The organism is Rhodococcus phenolicus (assembly GCF_001646785.1).
GTDB classification, from domain to species: Bacteria; Actinomycetota; Actinomycetes; order Mycobacteriales; family Mycobacteriaceae; genus Rhodococcus; species Rhodococcus phenolicus.
In genome coordinates this window covers 12,010-31,933 of the sequence record NZ_LRRH01000015.1, presented here as the reverse complement: position 1 = coordinate 31,933, position 19,924 = coordinate 12,010, and the positions used below count along the sequence as shown (strand labels likewise).

Genomic DNA, 19,924 nt, shown 5'->3' with positions numbered 1-19,924 from the left:
TCGGAGGCCCGGCGAGAACATTGCCGCCGCGCGCGACGGGACGCTCCTTCCGATGGACTACACCGACCAGACCCCGTCCTACGCGACCGCCGCCGGCGGTGCGATCCCCACCGCCGGCGACATGGCCACGTGGATCCGGACTCTGGTGTCCGGTGGCGTCTTCGATCCCGGATACCTCGCTCGCGCCGCCACCGGTTCCGGCGCCCAGTCCCACCGGATAACACTCTGCGACGGGTGAGTTCAACCCTTCCCGCCACGAGTTCGATCGGATATCACCCGAGATGTGACCACCGACGAAGCTCTCACCCGAACCGATGCATCCGACGCTGTGGAGGCACTCGGCTGGCGCTACCTACTGGGCGCGCTGGCGGCGACGGTGGTCGTGCCGTCCCTGCGGGCCGCGGTGGACGTGGCGACCGCGGCGGCGCAGGCCTGCGGCCCCGATGCCGACGAGCATCTGCGGCTGGACCTGCGCAGCGACCGCGTCGAGGTGGTGCTGCAGCCCGCGGCCGGCGGCAGGGTCACCGCGCGCGACGTCCGGCTGGCACGGCGTGTCACCGACGCGGTGCGCGCTGCGGGATTCGATGTGACCGCGCACCCCGCCGGACGGTCCGTGCAGGCTCTCGAAATCGCGATCGACGCGCTGGAGCCGACCGCCGTCCGGCCGTTCTGGAAAGCGGTACTCGGGTACGTGGACGCGCCCGGCGCAGCGGCGGCCGGACCGCTCGCCGATCCGGCGCGTCAGGGGCCGCAGGTCTGGTTTCAGCAGATGGACGCACCCCGCCCGCAACGCAACCGGATGCACATCGACATCGCCGTCCCGCACGACGAGGCCGCCCGGCGGATCCGTGCGGCGCTCGCCGCCGGAGGAGTCCTCGTCGGCGACGCGGCGGCACCGGCATTCCGTGTCCTCGCCGACATCGAGGGCAACGAGGTGTGCGTCAGCACCTGGCAGGGCCGCGATCCGGCCTGAACGACCCCGCAGTCTCCGCGCGACAGCCGCCGATGTCCACGTCGACGACCGGTCCCGATGTCACAGGGGACCGTCCGAGGCCGGGACCGACGCCCGGCGATCCGGCCCCTCCCCGACGGAAACGCCGTCGAGAAATGTCGACACCACGGACGCGAAGTCGTCGGGGCACTCGAGTTGCGGCATGTGCCCGACTCCTCGGAACACGTGGGTCTCGGCATGCGGGTACAGATGCGGCGTGGCGGCGAGATGGTGTGCCGGCAGGATGCGATCCTTGTCGCCCCACACGACGAGAATGGGACGGGGGTGCCGGTTGACCGCGGCGACGAGTTCGCGTCGCCAGCCGGGGTCGGCGCCGCGAACCCCGCACAGTGCGTGGACCGTCTCGAACACCATGTCGCTCGGATCGCGGCGACGGGCGATGTCGAGTGCCCGGTCGATCCGTTCCTCGGTCACGAACGCGGGATCGGCGAAGATCGAGCGTTCGACGACGAGTGCGCCGAGCCGGGTGGTGTCCCGGCTGGCGAGCCGGCCGAGGCCGGGCACCGCGATCATCCGGATCAGTGCGGTGACCTCGGATCCGAAGCCCGCGCTGTCGACCAGCACCAGGCTGGCCACCCGCTCCGGGGCGAGGACGACGATCTGCTGGGCGACCGCCCCGCCGAGCGAGTTGCCCACGACATGCGTGGGCCGGTGTTCACCGAGAACGTCGAGGGTCTCGAGGACACCACGGGCCAGCACGTCGAGGTTGCTCGGTTCGGGTATCCGGGCGGAGTATCCGAAACCCGGCAGGTCGAGACCGATCACCCGGTAGTGCCTGGACAACCGCGAATACTGCGGTGACCAGTCGTCGAGGCTGCGGGCGAGGCCGTGTAACAACAACACCGGTGGATTGCCGGCATCGCCTGCGATGCGAACGCGGGTGGGGCGCCCGTGGACGGCCAGGACGGTGGGCGCGCCGGTGCGCTCACCCCTCGGGGGAACGGAACCGGTCGGGCTGTGACCGTCGGTGAAGCGGAGCGCAGGGTGGTCGACCCGTCCGGCGAGCCGATCGCGGTCGAACGCGAAGTCGTGCATCACGGTCCACGGGCCGTCCGACCCCCGTTTCGGGAACAGGTCCCGACCGCGGCGCATGTAGCCGGACTCGAGGTCGAAGTACGGTTTCCTGGCCTGCACCGGCCCGTCGGCGACGGGGGTGACCGCGCTGTAGCCGTGGCGGTCCATGTGGGCGAGCAGCCGGCACAGGTGCTCGGCGACGAGGTCGACCTTGAGCGTCCAGGACGTGTTGGTGTAGCCGATGGAAAACGCGAAGTTGGGGACGCCTTCGAGCATCATGGCGTTGTAGGCCAAGCGGTCGGCGACGGCGATCTTCTCACCGTCGACGGAGAGGGAGATGCCGCCGAACGGAAGCAGGTTCAGCCCCGTGGCCGTGACGATGATGTCCGCCTCGAGCTCGGTTCCCGATTCGAGCAGGATCCCGTGCTGGGTGAATCGCACGATGCGATCGGTTACCACCGACGCGGCACCGCGCGAGATGGCCTTGAAGAGGTCACCGTCAGGAGCGACACACAGCCGCTGGTCCCACGGTTGGTAACGCGGTTCGAAGTGGATGTCGACCGCATACCCGGCGGGGAGCATCCTCTTGTTGAGAGTTCGGAGGATGCGCCGCACCGTGTGGGGGTGGCGCCGGCTGGAGGTGTAGATCAACCGGAGCCGGGCGATGTTGAGGCGACGGGTGATACGGAAGGCGAGGCGGTCGGGCAGGAGCCGGCGCAGGCCGTTCGCGATCGGATCCTTACGTGGGAAGGGCAGGACGAAGGAAGGTGACCGCTGCAGCATCGTCACATGCGACGCGCGATCGGCCAGAGGCGGAATCATCGTCACGGCAGTTGCGCCGCTGCCGATGACGACGATCTTCTTTCCGCTGTAGTCGAAGTCGTCCGGCCAGAACTGGGGATGCACGATCCGCCCGCCGAACGCCTCGACCCCGTCGAAGTGCGGGGTGTAACCGGAGTCGTAGTCGTAGTAACCGGCCGCGGAGAACAAGATGCGGCAGGTGACCTCGAATTGCTCGCCGTCGTGTTCCACGACAACCGTCCAGAGGTCGTCCTCTCGTGAGAAGGATGCGCGCAGAACCTTGTGCCCGAGATGAATACGACGAGCGAGACCGTTCTCGGAGATCGTCTCGTGCAGATAGTCGAGGATTTCGCCCGCGTCGGCGATCGCGTTGTCGCTCGTCCACGGCTTGAACGCGAACGCGAAAGTGTGCAGATCCGAATCGGACCGGATGCCCGGGAACCGGAACAGGTCCCACGTGCCGCCGATCGCGTCGCGGCCGTCGAGGATCGCGAAACTGCGGTCGGGTTGCTTCGTCGTCAGGTGGTACCCCAGGCCGATGCCTGAGAACCCGGCCCCGATGATCAGCACGTCGACGTGCTCGAGGCGAGGTGTTGCCGGTGCAAAGTCGCTGATGTCGGTTCTCATGGTGTTTCCGATGGGTCGGGGACGAACGGGCGGGTCGCTGGAACCTCCGCCGTTGTGGTCCTTCGAGTGTGGAACGCACGGCCGGGACCGACACGAGTAATGGACTACCCGATTCGCCGAGAGGAGGCTGCGCCGGACGGGCGTGTCGGTGGCCGGCCCTACCGTCGGGGTGACGGGCCGGGCGGTCCGCGGAACAGGAGAAGTCGGGCGTGGGAACGTGGGGTTCGGGACCGTTCGAGAACGACGGGGCGGGAGATCTGCTGGCAGCGCTCCGGGCAGGCAGTTTCGACATCGACGACTACTGCGGGTACGTCGACGGATACCTGGAGGCGGACGATGCGCAGGCGGCCGTCGTGCTCGCCGAGGTCCTGGCGGTGGCACACGACCTTCGGCCGGCGCCGCCGGAGTTCGAGGGTTTCGATGCCGCCGCATATGTGCGCTCGCTGACCGAGCAGCAGCGCGCGTGGATTCTCGTGACGATCGAACGGGCGATCGCCGACGGCGAAACCTCAGAGCTGTACGAGCTGTGGGCCGAGAACGGGCCCGAGGATCTGGAGACTTGGCGCGCGCCCGTTCTGGCCCGGCTGGAGGGTCTGCGCGCTGTGCAGTGAACGCCGCCGCCCGGCTGCAACGCACGGATCTGCGGGACGAATCCGGTTGATTCGGGATCGACGGGCCTGGGAGCATTCCCCTCCGTGAGCGAGACCGAAGGAACCCTTGCCGAGCGCACGCTGCGAACTCAGCTCGATCTGATCATGTTGTTCGCGGACGAGCACGTCCTGCCGCGGATCGACGAGGCGGTGGTGCACCGGGCACCGTCGGCGAATTGCGTGGACGTCCGTCGCGTCGACGGAGTCCTCGTCGCGGACTGGCCGGACGAAAGCGCATCTCCTCTTCCGGAGACGACCATCGCGTGGCTGCTGTGGCATATCGAGTGGTGGTGGTCGAACACCATCGAGGTCTGCCGCGACGGCAACGCCGTCGGGCCCGACAGCCACGAGTGGTCCGGTTCGGTGGACCGGATCCGGACGCTCGCGGATCGGTGGCGGGACGTTCTCGCGACGACGAACCTCGCGAAGCCGATCGCCGGGCTCATGCCGGACGACACACCCCTGTGGGAGGTTGCCGGATGGGTCAATTTCGAACTGACCAAGAACGTGGCGGAGATCGGTCAGCTGCTCACCAGGTACTCGAACACCGAAACCTGACCGCCGAGTCCCACCACCCGGCCGGGTGGTTTCGGATCCTGCCGTCGATGGAACCCGGTCCGGGAGATCCGACGAGTGAGAGGGGACCGACATGGAAAGCCGAAGCAGCGAGCACGGCCCGGCTCAGGACGGTCCGGAGAAGAAGGACGCACTGTCCCCGTCCCAGCAGCCGTACGACCCGGCCGAAGATCCCGACGCGGATCCGGAGAGCATGCTGTCCAAAGGCGTTCGCCAACCGGATCAGGCGGAGGGGGAGTGAGCCGGCCGGTAGCTTTCCGTCTGTCCGTACGGCTCGATCGGAAGGTTCGACATGCCTCGTATCGCCACTGCCGACAAGGTCGATCATGATGCGCTACCGGAATTCCTGCGCCCGCGACACCGTGCGGTCCTCGCCACGGTCCGCGTGGACGGCAGCCCGCAGAACGCGCTCGCCGGGCCCGAAGTCGAATCCTGACCGTTCTGTGTGGATTCGTGTTCGCCTGGCGGACACGAATCCACACAAAGGGTTTTCGTGCCGACGCTAGAAACGTTGGACGAATCGATACCAGTCGCCGTGGTATTCCCGGTAGCCGATGTCGCCGTCGTGCCGGGGCTCGCCGAGGTACGGTGCGCCGTTCGGGAGATGGGCGAGTCCGATCGAATCGATCAGGCCGCCCTCGATGTAGAACAGGCAGCCGCCGTCGACGGGCCGGATCTGCCAGACCCGGTAGACCCCGATCCTGCGGTCGTCGAACGTCTTCGGGCATTCGCGTGCGACGGCAGTCAGCCGGTTCTTCGACACGGCGAACGCGAACTGGGACGGGACGGACGCCGCGACCGCCGCGACGGTGATCAGTACGAGTACCGGGGCGGTCACGCTGGGACGCAGCGCCCGGAACCTGACCCAGCCGATCAGGCCCAGGATCACCCATATCCCGCCCAGTGCCAGAAGGACTGCGGACGCGAGCGCGAAATACGGGAACACGACCACCGGTGGCAGGAACGTCCACAGGATCACGCCGCACACGAGTCCCACGAGAACCGCGGTCGTCCGGGTCGCTGCGGTCCACCAGCGTGACGGTGGGGCTGAGTCGGGCATGAGTCACTGTCGCACAGACGGTCCCCGCGAGGAGCGACGGTCTTGACAACGTGCAACCAAAAGGTTGTATATTGGTTCTTGTGAGCGGAGACGACGAGGACCGGGCGGACGCCCTGTTCCATGCGCTGTCCGATCGGACCCGGCGCGACATCATGCGCAGGGTGCTGGCCGGGGAGCACTCGGTTTCCGCGCTCGCGGCGAACTACGACATGAGCTTCGCCGCTGTCCAGAAACACGTCGCGGTATTGGAGAAGGCCGGCCTGCTGACGAAACGCCGCAGCGGCCGGGAGCAGCTGGCCAGCGGCGACGTGACGGCGGTGCGATCGGTGGGGTCCATGCTCACGGACCTCGAGCAGGTATGGCGCGGTCGCATCGCACGCATCGACGAACTCATCGCATCCGACTCGACCGAGGAGAACTGACGACATGCCTGTCACCGACGTCCGACACGACATCGACGCCCGAACACTGACCATCACCGCCGATTTCGCCGCGCCCGTCGCGCGTATCTGGCAGGTCTACGCCGATCCGCGCCAGCTGGAGAAGGTGTGGGGCCCGCCGACCTATCCCGCGACGGTCGTCGATCACGACCTCACGCCCGGCGGCCGCGTCACCTACTACATGACGGGACCGGAAGGCGACAAGCACGCCGGATACTGGCAGATCAAATCTGTCGACGAACCGACGGGCTTCACGTTCGACGACGGCTTCGCGGACGAGGATTTCACACCGAATCCGGAACTGCCGGTCTCCGAGAACGTCTTCACCTTCGCCGAACACGACGGAGGCACCCGCGCGACCTACGTGAGCACCTACGCATCCGCCGAGGAGCTCCAGACGGTGCTCGACATGGGCGTCGTCGAGGGTGCCTCCTCGGCGATCAACCAGATCGACGAGCTGATCGGCTCCTGACCACCCGCCGCGGCCGGGCCGCCTCGTACGTCGAGGCGGCCCGGCTCGACGGGTGCTGCCGGGTGGGAGAGCGCCGCTATTCGGTGTCCAGGCCGATGATCGCGGCGAACTCGTGACGGCTGGTGACACCGAGCTTCGTGCTCGCGCGGTAGAGATGACCCTCGACCGTGCGTTGGGAGAGGGTGAGCCTCGCGGCGATCTCCCGGTTCGTCAGGCCCTCGGCGGCGAGGGTGATGACCTCCCGTTCCCGGGCCGACAGCGGCAGCGGACGGGCCACCAGTGACAGCGCGGGGCTGTGCGCGCCGCCGCAATCGGCGGCGATCCGCAGCGCACGTGTCGCCTCGAGGTTGCCGGAACCCTTGCGGCCGTGGCGAAAATAGGAGTCGGCCGCATGCGCGGCCGCGTCGGCGGCGCAGAGCCGGTCACCCATACGTTCGAAAGCCGCCGCGACAGCGGCCAGGCCGGGAGCGTCGTCGGCGGCCAGCGCCGCTGCGTGGGTGGCCGCGGCCGCTGCCCTGGGCCCGTCCACTTCGGCCGCCAGTTCGCCGAGCGCGGCGGCCACGGTCCGATCCCCGAATCGCACCGCGGTGTGCAGGCAGATGACCGAGTGCATGTGCTGGCCCCGCTGCTGCGCTGTCGACGCCGCAGCGTGCGCGAGGGTGATCGCGTTGCTGATGCCGCCCTCGGCAGCCGCGACCCACGCATCGGTGAGGTGCTCCAGCGGTTCGTCGAACGCGGCGGACACACTCGCCCGGCGTCGCATCTCCGCCTGGGATTCACGGGCCTCGTCGAGTTCGCCGCGGACGGCCAGACAGCGTGTCAACTCGACCAGCGTTCCGTAGAGCAAACCGCCCTGGCTCCGCGTCGCCGCGGTCGCGGCTCGCGCCTCCAGCAGAACGGTGCGCGCGGCCTCGAGGTCACCGCAGGCGAGCAGCGTGATGCCGGTGAGGTAGATGCCACCCGCCAGAGGGGCGTCCCCGACCGCTCGCCGGTACCGTTCCGCCTCGGCTCGGGCACGGTCGAGGTGGCCGGCCCAGATCAGGCCGCTGATGTACTGCATGAGCAGCGGCACTCGGAAATTGCCGAATTCGGTGACCTTCTCGCAGGCGGCCGACCCCAGCTCCGCATAGGTGGTCAGTTCGTCCCGGCCCGTGGTCGCTGCCCACAGGACCAGTGCACACGAGGCGAACACCATCGCCGCATCGGTGGAACGGGTGTCGGCGAGAACCTCCGCCGCGACCGCATGTCCCGTGCCGAGGCGACCGGTCGTGACGTCGATCATCGCGCCCAGCGCCCGCATCGTGTCGCGCAGCAGCGGGTCCACGACCCGGTCGACACCCTCGGTCAGGATCGCGCGGGCCTCGTCGGGCCGGGCGATCAAAAAGGCCAGGTTCGTCGCCCGGGTCACCGTCGCCTTGACGAACTGGCTGTCGTCGCCGGCCAGCACGGCCAGCTCCGCTAGTTCGACGTCGGCGACCTCGGGCCCGCCCGACCACATCGCCGCGTACGCCACGATCGCCTGCGCACGGAACCCGCCGCCGGCATCGAGGGCAGCGTGGCCGAGGCGATCGGCGAGCCGAAAGTCCGCCAGGCCGAGAGCGTGTTCACCGACCCGGATGAACAGTTCCGCATCTGCCGCGAGATCGGAGTCGAGCAGCAGCACGGCACGCCGGGCCGGAACATCGGAGTGCCGAGAATCGCTGTCTCCCAAGGCTGTCGCGATCTCTCCGCGCAGTCGTCGCGCACGCAGAAGGCCCATGCCGGTTCGGCGGACCTCCCCGAACAGTGGGTGTGCCAACCGGGCGTCGCACCGGTCTGCGTCCGGCTCCACCGAGACCACTCCGGCATCCTCGGCCCGTTCGACGGCACCTCGCTCGACCGCGTCGTCGAGCAGATCGACCGGCAACGGCTCGCTCAGGGCCAACAGGTCGACGACTGCGCGAACTGTGCTCGGCAGGGCCATGATCCGGGCCTCCACGATGTCCGACAGCACCGGCGGTACATCGATCTCACGGGCCAATCGCCACACGCCGCTGTCGCGTCGGAACTCACTGGACGCGACGAGCTGCCGGAGAAACAGCACATTTCCCCGGCTGAGCCGCCACAGTCGCCGCACCACCCCGCCCTCGACCGGCCCGTCGAGGGCGGCGAAGACGAGGGCATCGATCTCCTGTTCGGACAACGGCTGGATTTCCAGCCTTTCCAGATGCTCGTCCTTCCACACCGCCGCGACCGCATCCGGTGCCCGCTCACCCGCGCGCACGGTCGCCACCACCGTCGCTCGTCGTTGCAGCACCAGCTGATTCACCACCAGCGCCGAGAGGTCGTCGAGCAGATGCGCGTCGTCGACCGCGACCACGACCCGGCTCTGCCCGCCCAGGAGCCGGTCGACAACTCGATGCACGAGTGTCTGCGGATCGCCGGGTTCCGGCAGGAGGTCCGCGAACGCCCCCAGCGGAACCGCACGCGCACACTGGGTCGCAGTCGCCCAGCGGACGCAGGCGCCGCGCCGCCGCTCGAGTTCGACGGCCTCGCGAGCGAGACGCGTTTTTCCGACACCGGCGCCCCCGGCCAGCACCACTCCGCTCGCCGAGTCACGCCGCCGCAGCGCGGAGTCGATGAACGTCAACTCCTCCGAGCGGCCGATCAGGGGCCACTCCTGCATCACCACATCGATACTACGGATCCGGCGCCGCCGGCATGCCGCGAACTGCGCCCGGATCGTCGCCGCTCGTGCCGGACCACGCATCGCTCAGGCATGCAAGCTTGGCTTCGGCCATGCGGAACACGCCCCCGAGCGAGGTGGGATCGACGCCGATGTATTCGCAGATCACCTCGGGATCCACTCCTCCGTCGCGCAGTCTCAACGCCAGTGAGTACGGCAGCGGCAATCGTCGCAGGGCACGTTCGCGATCGCTCAGCTCATCGGACATACGACGAGTGTGCTTCCTCCGGCGACCCGGTGACCGAGTATGTCCGTACCTCACTCCGCCGATTCGCCCCCGGGACTACTCGAACGAGCCACGCATTGAATCGCAGGCTCGTGTCCGATCTCCCGACGGTGTTCTGGGAGGTTGAGCTGTGTGCGACGCAGTTGCGGCGGTCCCGAAGCGAAGACGCGGAGCACCCCGCCGACGCACTGTCCGACCGGCAGTATCACGAGCTTGTCACCGGCGGTGGAATCGGCGGTAGCCGTGAGGCAGCAGAGGTCATCGATGCTGGTGCCCGGATCCTCACCGACACGACGGTTCGACACTCGCTCGTGCCGCCGCCGTCGAGGCCAGACCCACCGGTCAGGTGCCCTTCGCCGACTATGTCTCCTGTTTCCGGTGATTCGGGTTCGCCGGATACGAGCACACATCACATGCCGGTGTCGCTGTGCAGGTCGAAGTTGCCGTAACCGGCGTCGAGATCGAGTCCGCTCCGGGTGTCGAACCCGACTTCGCCACCGACCCCGATCCCGGGGATACCGCCGTCGACGGGGCTCGCGGAGAAGTCGATTCCGAACTCGGCGCCCGCCTCGATGCCGCCGTATCCGGAAGCGGATGCGTCGACGGATTCGATATCGGCGTCCATGGTGCCGGCGTCGGCATCGGTGGCGACATCGATGTCGTCGTAGCTTCCGTGGGTGTCGAACTGTCCGCCGGCCGCTACTCGACCGCCACCACCGACACTCACCTGGGGTACGCCACCCGGCGCACTGACCGACACCTCTACGCCGGCACCCGTCTCGAGGCCGGTGTCGATGTCGATGCCACCGTCGACGACGTCGATGGACAGGTCGACCGATCGGTTCGGGTCGTTGATCATGCCGCCGACGTCGATGCCGAGATCGGAGGCGGTGCTCGTCGGATCCGGAGCGGGTGTGGGCGCGGAGGGTGCGGGAGCCGGGGCGGGTGCGGCTGCGGCCTCCGTGGATGGCGATGCCGGAGTGGTGGTCCGGTCGGTGTCCTGCGCGGGACTGGTCATGGCGGTTGGTTCCTTACCATCGGGGTGCGGTCGCTTTTTCCGAAGGTATGAGGGCGGGGGGAGCCGGAAATGTTCCCGGCCGTGTGGAACTCGCCGGAGGTCGCGTGCCGGTCCGTTTCCGTAAGCCGAAAAATCCACCAGCGGAGATCTTTTCGGCGGACAGGGAACATAGCGTGCGGGTCCGCACTCTCATCCGTGAAGAGCGCACGGACGCCTCTTCACCGACGAACACACAGTGGGGAGCACTCGAATGAGGAAACTGATCGCAGCACTGATCGTGGCGGCCGGTACGACGGCCGTCGTCGCCGGCGCGGCGGGCACCGCTTCGGCGGAGACTCGACTTCCGTTGAAGACCGGCCTGAGCAGTGAATGGTCCTGTGCGCAGTGGATCATGGACAACGCGGCACCGGGCAACACCTACGACTGCCAGAACTACGGGAACGACGGCTGGGCGGCCATCTGGGTGGTGCCGTGAGTGCCGGTCCCGGCGCAGCGGTAGCCGCAACGTTCCGGTAGTCCCGAACCGGACCCGTCCGGCCGCCGGCCATTCGTCGCGACCCTCGCGTCTGCGGATGGCCGGCGGCCGGTCGAGGTCGACGAGCACACCCGCCGAACAGGCCGGAACGAGCTCCCGCCCCGGGCGTGCGCCGGTTCCGCCGCTCGGGTGAGCGACGAGGCCACCGATCACGGCGGCAATCCGCGCGAACCCTTCCGATAAGGGTGCAACGTGTTCTAGATTCCAGGGCAGAGCCCGACGAAACGGACTCGGACGGTTGCAGGAGGGGATTCACGATGCAGTTCAACCTCGCGGATGTATTCGAGACGGTCGCCGCCGCGGTGCCGGATCGCATCGCACTCACCTACGAAGATCTGAACCTCACCTACGCGCAACTGGAGGCCGAAGCCAACCGCACGGCGCAACTCCTCGCCCGAGCCGGGATCTCCGAGGGCGATCACGTGTCGCTGTTCCTCAAGAACAGTGTCGAGCACGTCACGAGCATCCTCGGCCTCATCAAGATCCGCGCTGTGCCGATCAACGTCAACTACCGGTACACGCCCACCGAACTCGAGTACATCTTCACCAACTCCGATTCGGTCGCGGTCGTCGTCGAGCTTCCCGACCATCAGCGGGTTCTCGCCTCACTGCTCGACAGCTGTCCGCTGATCCGATCGGTCTTCGTCGTCGGCGACACCACGGACGAACTCCGGGACGCCGCCGAGGCCCGGTCCGTCGCCCTGATCTCCTTCGCCGACGCGCACGATCTGCCCACCACGACCGAGTTCCCGGCGCGCTCGGGAGACGACGTGTATCTGCTCTACACCGGCGGGACCACGGGGTACCCCAAGGGCGTGATGTGGCGGCACGACGACTTCTTCCGCAAGCCGCTGTCCGGAGGTAATCCGTACGGCAACGAACCGCGCAAGGATCTCGCCGAGGTCGCGGCCGGGGCAAAGGAATTTCCCGACCTGGCGTTCCTCATCGCTGCGCCTCTCATGCACGGTGCCGCGTTGTACTCGCTCTTCACGTTCTTCACGTTGGGCGCCCGCGTCGTGCTGCGTCGGGACTTCGACCCGAAGAAGGTCGTCGAGGCCATCGAGAAGGACAAGGTGCAGGTGATCCTCATCGTCGGTGACGGAATGGGATTGCCGTTGGTCGACGAGATGGAACGCAGGAAGGGGGAGGTCGACTACAGCTCGCTCTTCTCGATCACCTCGGGCGGCGCGATCTGGTCGACGAGTGTGCGCGACCGGATGCTCGCGGTGAAACCGGACCTGTTGTTGCGCGACAACTTCGGCGCCTCGGAATCCGGCAACGACGGCGCGTTCACCGTCGACGAAGCCGGAAATCTGCGGATGCCACCGTCGCCCAACATGATTCTGGTCGACGAACGACTCGAGGAGATCCCGCCGGGCTCCGACGCCGTCGGTTACATCGCGCGGATCGGAAACGTCCCGCTCGGGTACTACAAGGACGAGGAAAAGACGGCCCGGACGTTCCCGGCCCGCGCCGACGGCACCCGCCTCTCGATCCTCGGCGACATGGGCCGAGTGGAGGCCGACGGCACCATCGTCTTCCTCGGGCGCGGCTCGCAGTGCATCAACACCGGTGGTGAGAAGGTCTTCGCGGAAGAGGTCGAGGCCGCACTCCACGCACACCCGGCGGTCGCGGACGCCCTCGTCGTGCCGGTACCGGACGAGCGTATGGGACAGGCCGTCGCTGCTGTCATCGCCACCTACCCGGACGCGGACGAGCTGACGTTGGAGGACGTCCAGGAACACTGCCGCAGGTCGTTGGCGGGATACAAGATCCCGCGTTCGATCGTCGTCGTCAACGAGGTGAAACGCACTCCCGCCGGCAAGGCGGACTACCGGTGGGCCACCGCTCGGGCCGCACAGTAGGGTCCGCGCAGGTCTGTGGGACGAGCCGTCCGATCACCCGGTCGGCCGTTCCCGGACCTGCCCGTCGCGCTCAGTCCTGTAGGGCTCCGCGATCGGGTGCGCTCATGTCCCCCGTCCCGGGCGTGCCGTCGGCGAGCCCGTACCGCAGGTACACGACGCCCTTCGGGCCGGCTGTCGGTGGTTCGAGGAGGGTGACGTTCGTGGGCACTGCGCCACCGTCGAACACCTTCTTTCCGATACCGAGCACGATGGGGTGCACCCAGAGGTCGAGCCGGTCGAAGAGTTTCTCACGCAGGAGTGTCTGCACCAGGTCGAGGCTCCCGACGACCTTGATGTGCTCGTGCCGGTCACGGATCTCGCGCACCGCACCGGCCAGATCCGGACCGAGTTGTGTGGACCCGGACCACGAGAGATCGGGTCTGCCGCGGGAGGCCACGTACTTGGGAACGCGGTTGAAGAGCGTCGCGATGTCGTTGTCCTCTCCGCCCTCCTGGTGCGGCCAGTAGGCGGCGAAGATGTCGTAGGTCCGCCGGCCGAGCAGGAGAGCGTCCGTGCCCTCGTACGCGGCACCGACCTGCGCCCCGGTGACTTCGTCGAGCAGGGGTGCCTGCCAGCCGCCGAACGGGAACCCCACCGGGTCCTCCTCGGGGCCGCCGGGTGCCTGCCCGACCAGATCGAGGGTTGTGAACAGTTCGATGTGGATGAGGCCCATTCCGTACTCCCGTGAGTCGGTGTCCCGGTCTTCACCGGTCGTCGCCCTTGCCGCGCACTGGCCGCGGGGTGCGCCGGCGTTGCTCGGAGACGTCGTCGAGGAATCCGAGGATCTTCTCGGCCGCCGAATCCAGGGCACTGTTGGTCTTGTGCCCCGCGGCGCTTTCGATGGCCTTGCCTCCGACGTCGCCGACAATCTCGGGTAGGCCCTTCGGTTCGGTTTGGGATATCTCGAGCCGGTTCACCGCTTCGGCGAACCGCAGGTAGGTGTCGACGCTGGCGACGACGATGCGGGCGTCGATGGTCACGAGTTCGATGCCGACGAGGGAGACTCGCACGAAGGCGTCGATGACGAGGCCCTTGTCCAGAATGGTGTCGATGACCTCCGCCAGGCCGGACGAGTTCGGGCGGGCCATCGTCCCGCCACCTCCACTGCCGCCGGGTTGGATCGATGTCATGGCGGTCACTCCTCATCGTGTGGTGCCACGAGCGAGAAAACATGTTGTGGGGCAACGTCCTACGGCCCGGCATCCGGCCGGGCACCATCGACCGGCGACCTCCGGCGCCGCAGGGGTCACCTGTCCATCATGCTCCTTCGGCAACCCACCTCGGTGGCGATCCTCGACGCGGACATCGGAATCATCGCAATGCCTGTCCCGAGGGCATCCCGAACGGCCGGACGACCACGGCGCCTCGGTCCCGCCACGGCGGGCACGGTGGGGGAGGGCGGCCGTTCAGGAAGCGGATCGTCGCGTCCTCGAATGCCGCCGAGGTGGGCAGGTTCGAGTGGGCGACGCGCGCCGGGCAGTCGTTTCGCTCGACAGCCGGCCGGTGGTCCGCCATCAAGGGCAGATCGGTGACCGAAGGCAGACTCATGGCACGTACGCTCGGCGGAAGTGGCCGAGCGAGAACGGATTCTGCCGCCCCTGCCGTGCCGAGCAGTTCCCGCGCGGCGGGGGAATCCGGGTCGAAGTGGAAGTCGACGCGACCGGCTGCCGATGCTGCGACACGCAGCAGGTCGCCCGGGACGCGGCCGGGATCGTTCACGTGCGGCGGAGGGTAGCCGGTCGGTGTGCTCGTGAACGCGCCGACCAGCAGCAGCGCGTCGACGTGGACCCGCCCGCTGGCGACGGCCTCCCACGCCACCCAGGCGGCCTGCGAATGCGCGACGACCACGAGTGGACGAGGCAGTGGGGACGCCTGCTCGACGAACAGATCGACCTGCTCGTCGAACGGTCTCCCGGTGTCGGCGGGCCCGTAGAGAGCCCCGGTACGGATCGGACAGGGCGCGTCCCCCTGGGGCCGCCCGTCGCCGGGACCGGCATACGAGTAGTAATACACCTGGTCGCAGCGGTAACCGAGACGGTGCACGTCCGTCGCGTGAATCGGGCCCCGGCCCGACGCGGAGTCGATTCCGGGCACGATCAACAGCGAACCCGGTTGTGGCGGGCCGGTTTCCGGCACGTCGTACCTTCGGGTCGCGACGAACGCAACCGACGCGGCGGTGAGAACCACGACGAGCGCCGCCAGGACCACCCCCGGTCGGCGCAGCGCCCGGCGGTCCATCGCCCGGATCGTCAGGCCGGTCGCGAGCGCCGAGACCGGCACGAGCGGCACGGTCAGGACCGGGACCCGGTCTGCCACGGCACCCAACGCCAGGATCGCCGCGCAGTACGGCAGCATCACCTCGGCCCGCAGTCCCCGTCGCCAGGTCAGGACGATGGACCCGCGCAACCCGGGACCGCCCTGCCACGGCACCGGGCCGAGGGTGAGTACCAGCACCCCGACCAGGGCGACGGCGGGCCAGAACAGCCGGGAGTACAGCACCGCGTAGGCGGCGGCGTCGAAGAACGCGGCCGGAAGCATCGGCCCGAGCGCGACCGCGTAGAACAGCGCCGCGAAGCGCAGGCGGCGGGTGTCGAGTCCGCCCAGGAGCCATGCCATGAGCACCACCCGGGCGGCGGTCACCCCGGCGAGCAACACCAGGAAGGCGGACCACGACGATGCCCGTGACAGCAGGATCCGCAGGTCGGCGAACTGATCCAGCGGTGGCAGTGCCACCAGGTGGATCAGCCCCGGCCAGGTCGGAATCGTGCCCGTCCCGGCGAGCAGCACAACGAACGCCGCCGCGCCCGCGAGCGGCCACCAGCGCATCTGCCCCGTTCGCACGTCGCCGCCGGCGCGTCCGAATCCCGGACCGGCTCCGGTCAGGGCGTCTTCGTCCGTCTGCCCACTTCCTTCTCTACGGCGACGGCGAGGTCGTGGACGACCCTGGAGTGCCACTGCTTGTGAGCCTCGAGGTCTGCGGCGAGTGCGTGGCAGTCCGGGCATTCCTGTACGGCGCTGCCGGGCTGAGTGTGCTCCATGATGTGCACCTCCTGGAAAGGATCCGTCTCCACGGTGACACGAATGCGGAAGGTAATCCACGCTGCGGCGCTCGGAAGGACGACCTCGGATCCGCTCGGCCGTCGGCTGCCCGCCGTGACGATCGGATCGGCCCATGACCGAGGACCGAGCAGCAGTACGTCGCCGACGATCAGCGGCTGGGCCGGGTGTCGGTGGACATTCTCGCGCCGATACGGGTCGCGCCGATCGCCGTGACCACCTCGGTGATGCGTCCGGGCAAGCGCACCGCCCTGCTCGAAGCAACCGGCACGGTGGGGGACCGTCCGGTGCTGTGCGTTCGGGCATGGAGGTTTCCCCGGATCGGCGGTGACTACCCCGCCACTCCCGAGATCGCATCGGACCTGCGTGGCGAGACCGATCGGGCCGAGGACGGTGGCGTGATCCCCGGGGCCCACGTCGACGGCTACCTGAGCGCCACACAGTTCCGTTTCACCACAGGAAGTTTCGCCGAGTTCGGTCCGGCGGAGGCGTGGGGGAGATCGCTGTGCACACGCCTGCCCGGCGAGGAACTCACGCCCTGGCAACGGGTACCTGATTCTCGCGGACTCGTCGAGCGGCGTGAGTATGGCCGCGGTCCGCGGCGTTATCCTGCGATCAACTCCGACCTGCACGTGGTCGTCCATCGTGATCCGGTCGGTGACTGGATCGGTATCCGATCGGAGACCCACAGCGCGCGGGGTCACGGCGCCGCAGCATATGCGCGGCTGGCCGACGTGTCCGGAATCGTCGGCGCCTGCGCGCAGTCGTTGTACGCGAGTACCGCGGGACGGTGACGGGCGCTGTGCGCACGCGGAGGAAGACGTCGATCCGGTCTCAGTAGGTGCGACGCAACCGCATCCGGACAGGCCGCCCGTCGGGATCGACCACCAGCCGGTAGACGAGGGCGGCGGCGCGCTGCTGCCATTTCGGGGGCACGTCGATGTCGTGGCGGCGCAGTCGGCCCGCCGGACGGGTACCTGCCGACGGAGCCTTGTGCCAGCGGTCCAGGGCATCGGCGGCGGCAGCGACGACATCGAAGAACCGGTCCGGGTCGATCAGGTCCGCGTCGTCACCGTCGTCCCTGCCGAGGTGCTCGCAGGCCAACCGGAGCCGTAGGTCACGAGCGAAGCGGCGCGCGCCGTCGCCGAGCCCGGCGGGATCGACCGGCACACGCTCGTCCCGCGCGGTGTCCAGGACGGCGGCGGTCAGTTCCGAATCATGGGTCCAGGAGCGCCGGTTGAAATTGTCGCTGCCGACCGCGGCCCACGTGTCGTCGACGATGCACACCTTGGAGTGCACGTACACGGGGATGCCGCGATCGTTCTCGGGGTCGAGTACCAGCACGCGGTCTCCGCCCGCCTCACGGATGGTCTCGAGCGCCGACGAGTGCCCCAGCAATGCGGACGGGATGGTGATGGGGCTGTCGTCGTCGAGGAACTTCGGGACGACCGCCACCATTCGCAGTCGCGGTTCGCGGCGCAGCGCCTCGGCGAACACGCGCGCCACATCCACCGACCACAGGTACTGATCTTCCACGTACACCAGACTCCGGGCCCGGTGCAGCACCTTCGCGTAAGCCCTGGCTGCGCTCCGCTCTCCGTCCCTCGCAAACGGATACGCGGGGCGACGTCGCGGATACGTTCGCAGCAACTGCACCGAACAGGTTCCACACGGAGCGGGTGGTGGTGCAGGAGCGGGCAATTCGGACGGTGCTCGGGTGAGGCCCCGGAGGATGTCGGGCAGGGCGTGCCACGGCAGTCGAGACAGCGCAGCAGGATCCTCCCAGCGCTCACGGAACACGTCTTCGATGTCGCGGACGGCGGGACCGTGGATCTGCAACTGCGCGTCGTGCCATGCCGGGGTCTCGCCGTACTCGGGTGGGAACGGCCGGCTCATCGGATCACCGTAGTGGTCGGCGTCGTCGCGTCGCGCCCGCGCGAGGTCGATACCGCCGACGAACGCGACGTCCTGCGTGTGCGCGTCGGCGTAGCGCACCACGACGAACTTCTGGTGATGGCTGCCGAGGGAGGGAACTCGTTGGTCGAGGATCACCTCGCCGCCGGCCGCCTCGAGAATCTCGGCGAGTGTGCGGTTACGGCGACCGGGGTAGCCCAGCGTCTCGATGTGAGAGCGCCACATGATGCCCTTCACGACCGCGCCGCGGCGGGCGGCGCCCGCGAACGCGTCGGCCACCGTCACCCCGTCGACGAGCTGCTGGTCGTGGTCGCCGCGCCAATCCGTGAACAGCACCAGGTCGTTCGGGCCGGCGCGGTGCAGGGCTTCCGCCAACGCCGCGAAATACACCTTGCCGTGGATCAGCGGAACGGCATCGTTGCCGTCCGTCCATGGCTGGATCCTGGTGTCGCTGTTTCCGCGTTCCGCGTCGGTGAGAAACCACGGATGCGCCGGGTCGAAGTGCTCACGGCGCCCCGTCAGCGCGAGGCTTGATCGGCCGAAGACCGAGGACAACCGCCGCGCGAGGACACCGGCCCGGCGCAACTCGGTTCCGACCGTCGCTCGAATCCGGTTCTGGGGCATCCGGGTATCCTGCCAGGTCGTCGTGGACGGGAGAGAGCGGCCCCGGCTTCGTCGCCGCCGCACAGCACATGACCGGTTCGGGCGCCTGTTTCGCGTCCGAGGCGTGACCGGCGTCCGTGAGTCCCGGCTCCTCCGAACTCCCCGGCCGTGCGCACGACGTATCCGCTCGGTCCCCGGCCATACGCTGAGACGATGGCGCCGGCGGATGGCTGGGCGTCGAGCGGATGCGAGGAGAGCCGGGGAGGGGCGCGACTGCGTTCGCGGTCACGGGGCCGAAGAACGACCACGGCCGTCATCGAGGATCACCGGATTCCGCCCCGCCGATTCGCTGGCTCCTACCGGTTATCGGTGGCCGGCCCGTAGAGCCGTGCCACGTCGGGTGAGTCGAGCCACTTGGAGTAGGTGGGTGATTTCGGCCATCCCTCGGGGGAGTCCTGCCATTCCTCCTGGCGGCCCCACGGAAGGATGTCGATCAGGGCGAATGTGTAGCTGAGCTGTTCGGTTCCGCGTCCGGTGGTGTGCCAGGTGCGGTAGACCTTGTCGCCGTCGCGCAGGAACACATTGACTGCGAAGCCGCCGCCGGGCGGCGCGTCGAGGTCTGCGCCGAACGAGCTCTCCGAGGACGAGTACCAGTCCATCTCGTTGCCGACCTTGGTCTTGTAGGCCAGTGCTTCGGCGATGGGGCCGTTGGTGACGATGACCATGCGGGCGTCGTAGTTGTCGAGGATGCCCAGCCGGGTCCACTGCGAGGTGAGGCCGGTGCAGCCGCCGCATTGCCACTCCGCGCCGTCGGACCACATGTGGTGGTAGACGATGAGCTGTGAGCGGTCCTGGAACACATCGACGAGTCGGATCGGGCCGTTCGGGCCGATCAGTGTGTAGTCGGGCAGTTCGACCATCGGCAGCCTGCGGCGTTGCGCTGCGATGGCGTCGAGTTCACGCGTGGCGGCCTTCTCCCGTCTCCGCAGGTTGTCGAGTGCTGCCTGCCAGGTCTGCTGGTCGACGATCGGAGGTAGGGCATTGGCGGTCCGTCGGGTCATGGTCTCTCCCGGAGTCGAACGGATCTGTTCTCCGGTGTCGACCGGATTCGGACCCGAAAGTCATCGCGTTCTCGTGGGACCGCCGGTCCAGGGTCGAGCGGGCAGCGTCGCTGCGATCGCGACCCGGTGACTTCGGCAGAGAGACCAAGCATCACATGCTGATCACGGCTACTGCCGCCCGCCGTATCCGGTGCTCTAGGCAGAGTCGGCGCGTCGGCACACAGCAGAG

General features: G+C 68.3%; 21 protein-coding genes and 2 pseudogenes. 12 read left to right on the top strand and 11 right to left on the bottom strand.

Translation table 11 applies throughout. The annotated features are described in order from the left end of the window. Together A8G15_RS05755 and A8G15_RS05750 are read left to right on the top strand one after the other, a co-directional pair. A pseudogene (locus tag A8G15_RS05755) lies at window positions 1-238 on the top strand (hypothetical protein); the annotation flags it as partial. Between the two features lie 45 nt (window positions 239-283). Continuing rightward, window positions 284-973, top strand: a complete 690-nt coding sequence (locus A8G15_RS05750; protein ID WP_156665265.1) for a VOC family protein — start codon at window positions 284-286, stop codon at window positions 971-973. Between the two features lie 60 nt (window positions 974-1,033). Here A8G15_RS05750 and A8G15_RS31410 read toward each other — a convergent pair whose 3' ends face one another. Next, window positions 1,034-3,454, bottom strand: coding sequence for an alpha/beta fold hydrolase (locus tag A8G15_RS31410; protein WP_068156481.1), 2,421 nt, complete (start codon window positions 3,452-3,454; stop codon window positions 1,034-1,036). Window positions 3,455-3,663: 209 nt separating this feature from the next. On the opposite strand from A8G15_RS31410, the gene A8G15_RS05740 reads away from it, so the two are divergent. The 4 genes from A8G15_RS05740 to A8G15_RS29680 all read left to right on the top strand — a co-directional run bounded on the left by A8G15_RS05740 (window position 3,664) and on the right by A8G15_RS29680 (window position 5,116). Further along, window positions 3,664-4,065: a DUF4259 domain-containing protein gene (locus A8G15_RS05740; RefSeq protein WP_068156478.1), complete on the top strand. Its 402-nt coding sequence runs from the start codon at window positions 3,664-3,666 to the stop codon at window positions 4,063-4,065. 84 nt (window positions 4,066-4,149) lie between these two features. Next, window positions 4,150-4,662: a DinB family protein gene (locus tag A8G15_RS05735; RefSeq protein ID WP_068156466.1), complete on the top strand. Its 513-nt coding sequence runs from the start codon at window positions 4,150-4,152 to the stop codon at window positions 4,660-4,662. 91 nt (window positions 4,663-4,753) lie between these two features. Next, window positions 4,754-4,921 (top strand): hypothetical protein, encoded by a 168-nt coding sequence (locus tag A8G15_RS30440; protein ID WP_156665264.1) that lies wholly within the window; start codon window positions 4,754-4,756, stop codon window positions 4,919-4,921. Window positions 4,922-4,972: 51 nt separating this feature from the next. Beyond that, the gene (locus A8G15_RS29680) at window positions 4,973-5,116 is read left to right on the top strand and encodes a pyridoxamine 5'-phosphate oxidase family protein (RefSeq protein ID WP_245687719.1); all 144 of its coding nucleotides are present in this window, start codon (window positions 4,973-4,975) and stop codon (window positions 5,114-5,116) included. A 66-nt stretch (window positions 5,117-5,182) separates the two neighbouring features. Here the strand turns inward: A8G15_RS29680 and A8G15_RS05730 are convergent, their stop codons facing one another. After that, a complete protein-coding gene (locus A8G15_RS05730) occupies window positions 5,183-5,740 on the bottom strand; it encodes a hypothetical protein (RefSeq protein ID WP_068156465.1) in 558 nt (185 codons plus the stop codon). Between the two features lie 80 nt (window positions 5,741-5,820). On the opposite strand from A8G15_RS05730, the gene A8G15_RS05725 reads away from it, so the two are divergent. Further along, complete coding sequence (locus tag A8G15_RS05725; RefSeq protein WP_068156461.1) at window positions 5,821-6,162, top strand: ArsR/SmtB family transcription factor; 342 nt, start codon at window positions 5,821-5,823, stop codon at window positions 6,160-6,162. 4 nt (window positions 6,163-6,166) lie between these two features. Continuing rightward, window positions 6,167-6,652, top strand: a complete 486-nt coding sequence (locus A8G15_RS05720) for an SRPBCC family protein (RefSeq protein WP_068156458.1) — start codon at window positions 6,167-6,169, stop codon at window positions 6,650-6,652. A gap of 76 nt (window positions 6,653-6,728) precedes the next feature. On the opposite strand, the gene A8G15_RS05715 is transcribed toward A8G15_RS05720, so the two are convergent. The 3 genes from A8G15_RS05715 to A8G15_RS05700 form a co-directional block, all read right to left on the bottom strand. Beyond that, window positions 6,729-9,317, bottom strand: a complete 2,589-nt coding sequence (locus tag A8G15_RS05715; protein WP_068156500.1) for a helix-turn-helix transcriptional regulator — start codon at window positions 9,315-9,317, stop codon at window positions 6,729-6,731. A 13-nt stretch (window positions 9,318-9,330) separates the two neighbouring features. After that, window positions 9,331-9,585 (bottom strand): hypothetical protein, encoded by a 255-nt coding sequence (locus tag A8G15_RS05710; protein WP_068156455.1) that lies wholly within the window; start codon window positions 9,583-9,585, stop codon window positions 9,331-9,333. 427 nt (window positions 9,586-10,012) lie between these two features. Further along, a complete protein-coding gene (locus tag A8G15_RS05700) occupies window positions 10,013-10,621 on the bottom strand; it encodes a hypothetical protein (RefSeq protein ID WP_068156450.1) in 609 nt (202 codons plus the stop codon). Window positions 10,622-10,871: 250 nt separating this feature from the next. Between A8G15_RS05700 and A8G15_RS05695 the strand changes: the two genes are divergently transcribed. Further along, a complete protein-coding gene (locus A8G15_RS05695; protein WP_068156447.1) occupies window positions 10,872-11,096 on the top strand; it encodes a hypothetical protein in 225 nt (74 codons plus the stop codon). 317 nt (window positions 11,097-11,413) lie between these two features. After that, the gene (locus A8G15_RS05690; protein ID WP_068156444.1) at window positions 11,414-13,021 is read left to right on the top strand and encodes an AMP-binding protein; all 1,608 of its coding nucleotides are present in this window, start codon (window positions 11,414-11,416) and stop codon (window positions 13,019-13,021) included. A gap of 70 nt (window positions 13,022-13,091) precedes the next feature. Here A8G15_RS05690 and A8G15_RS05685 read toward each other — a convergent pair whose 3' ends face one another. From A8G15_RS05685 to A8G15_RS31040, 4 genes are all read right to left on the bottom strand, one after another. Next, window positions 13,092-13,733 (bottom strand): dihydrofolate reductase family protein, encoded by a 642-nt coding sequence (locus A8G15_RS05685; RefSeq protein ID WP_068156442.1) that lies wholly within the window; start codon window positions 13,731-13,733, stop codon window positions 13,092-13,094. Window positions 13,734-13,764: 31 nt separating this feature from the next. Continuing rightward, complete coding sequence (gene gvpJ, locus A8G15_RS05680; protein ID WP_245687718.1) at window positions 13,765-14,190, bottom strand: gas vesicle protein GvpJ; 426 nt, start codon at window positions 14,188-14,190, stop codon at window positions 13,765-13,767. A gap of 181 nt (window positions 14,191-14,371) precedes the next feature. After that, on the bottom strand, window positions 14,372-15,886 hold the full coding sequence (locus A8G15_RS05675) for a hypothetical protein (RefSeq protein ID WP_425415069.1): 1,515 nt from the start codon (window positions 15,884-15,886) through the stop codon (window positions 14,372-14,374). Between the two features lie 53 nt (window positions 15,887-15,939). Beyond that, window positions 15,940-16,098 carry a hypothetical protein gene (locus tag A8G15_RS31040; RefSeq protein WP_169833861.1) on the bottom strand — a complete coding sequence of 53 codons (159 nt, stop codon included), beginning with the start codon at window positions 16,096-16,098 and terminating at the stop codon, window positions 15,940-15,942. 165 nt (window positions 16,099-16,263) lie between these two features. Here A8G15_RS31040 and A8G15_RS32340 point away from each other — a divergent pair. Then, window positions 16,264-16,416: pseudogene (locus A8G15_RS32340) on the top strand (acyl-CoA thioesterase domain-containing protein); the annotation flags it as partial. After that, the gene (locus A8G15_RS05665; protein WP_342671551.1) at window positions 16,390-16,911 is read left to right on the top strand and encodes a hypothetical protein; all 522 of its coding nucleotides are present in this window, start codon (window positions 16,390-16,392) and stop codon (window positions 16,909-16,911) included. The pseudogene A8G15_RS32340 and the gene A8G15_RS05665, both read left to right, overlap by 27 nt. Window positions 16,912-16,951: 40 nt before the next feature. Here A8G15_RS05665 and A8G15_RS05660 read toward each other — a convergent pair whose 3' ends face one another. Together A8G15_RS05660 and A8G15_RS05655 are read right to left on the bottom strand one after the other, a co-directional pair. After that, window positions 16,952-18,655, bottom strand: coding sequence for a phospholipase D family protein (locus A8G15_RS05660; RefSeq protein ID WP_068156429.1), 1,704 nt, complete (start codon window positions 18,653-18,655; stop codon window positions 16,952-16,954). A 335-nt stretch (window positions 18,656-18,990) separates the two neighbouring features. Then, window positions 18,991-19,695 (bottom strand): DUF899 domain-containing protein, encoded by a 705-nt coding sequence (locus tag A8G15_RS05655; protein WP_068156426.1) that lies wholly within the window; start codon window positions 19,693-19,695, stop codon window positions 18,991-18,993. Between the last annotated feature and the right edge of the window lie 229 nt (window positions 19,696-19,924).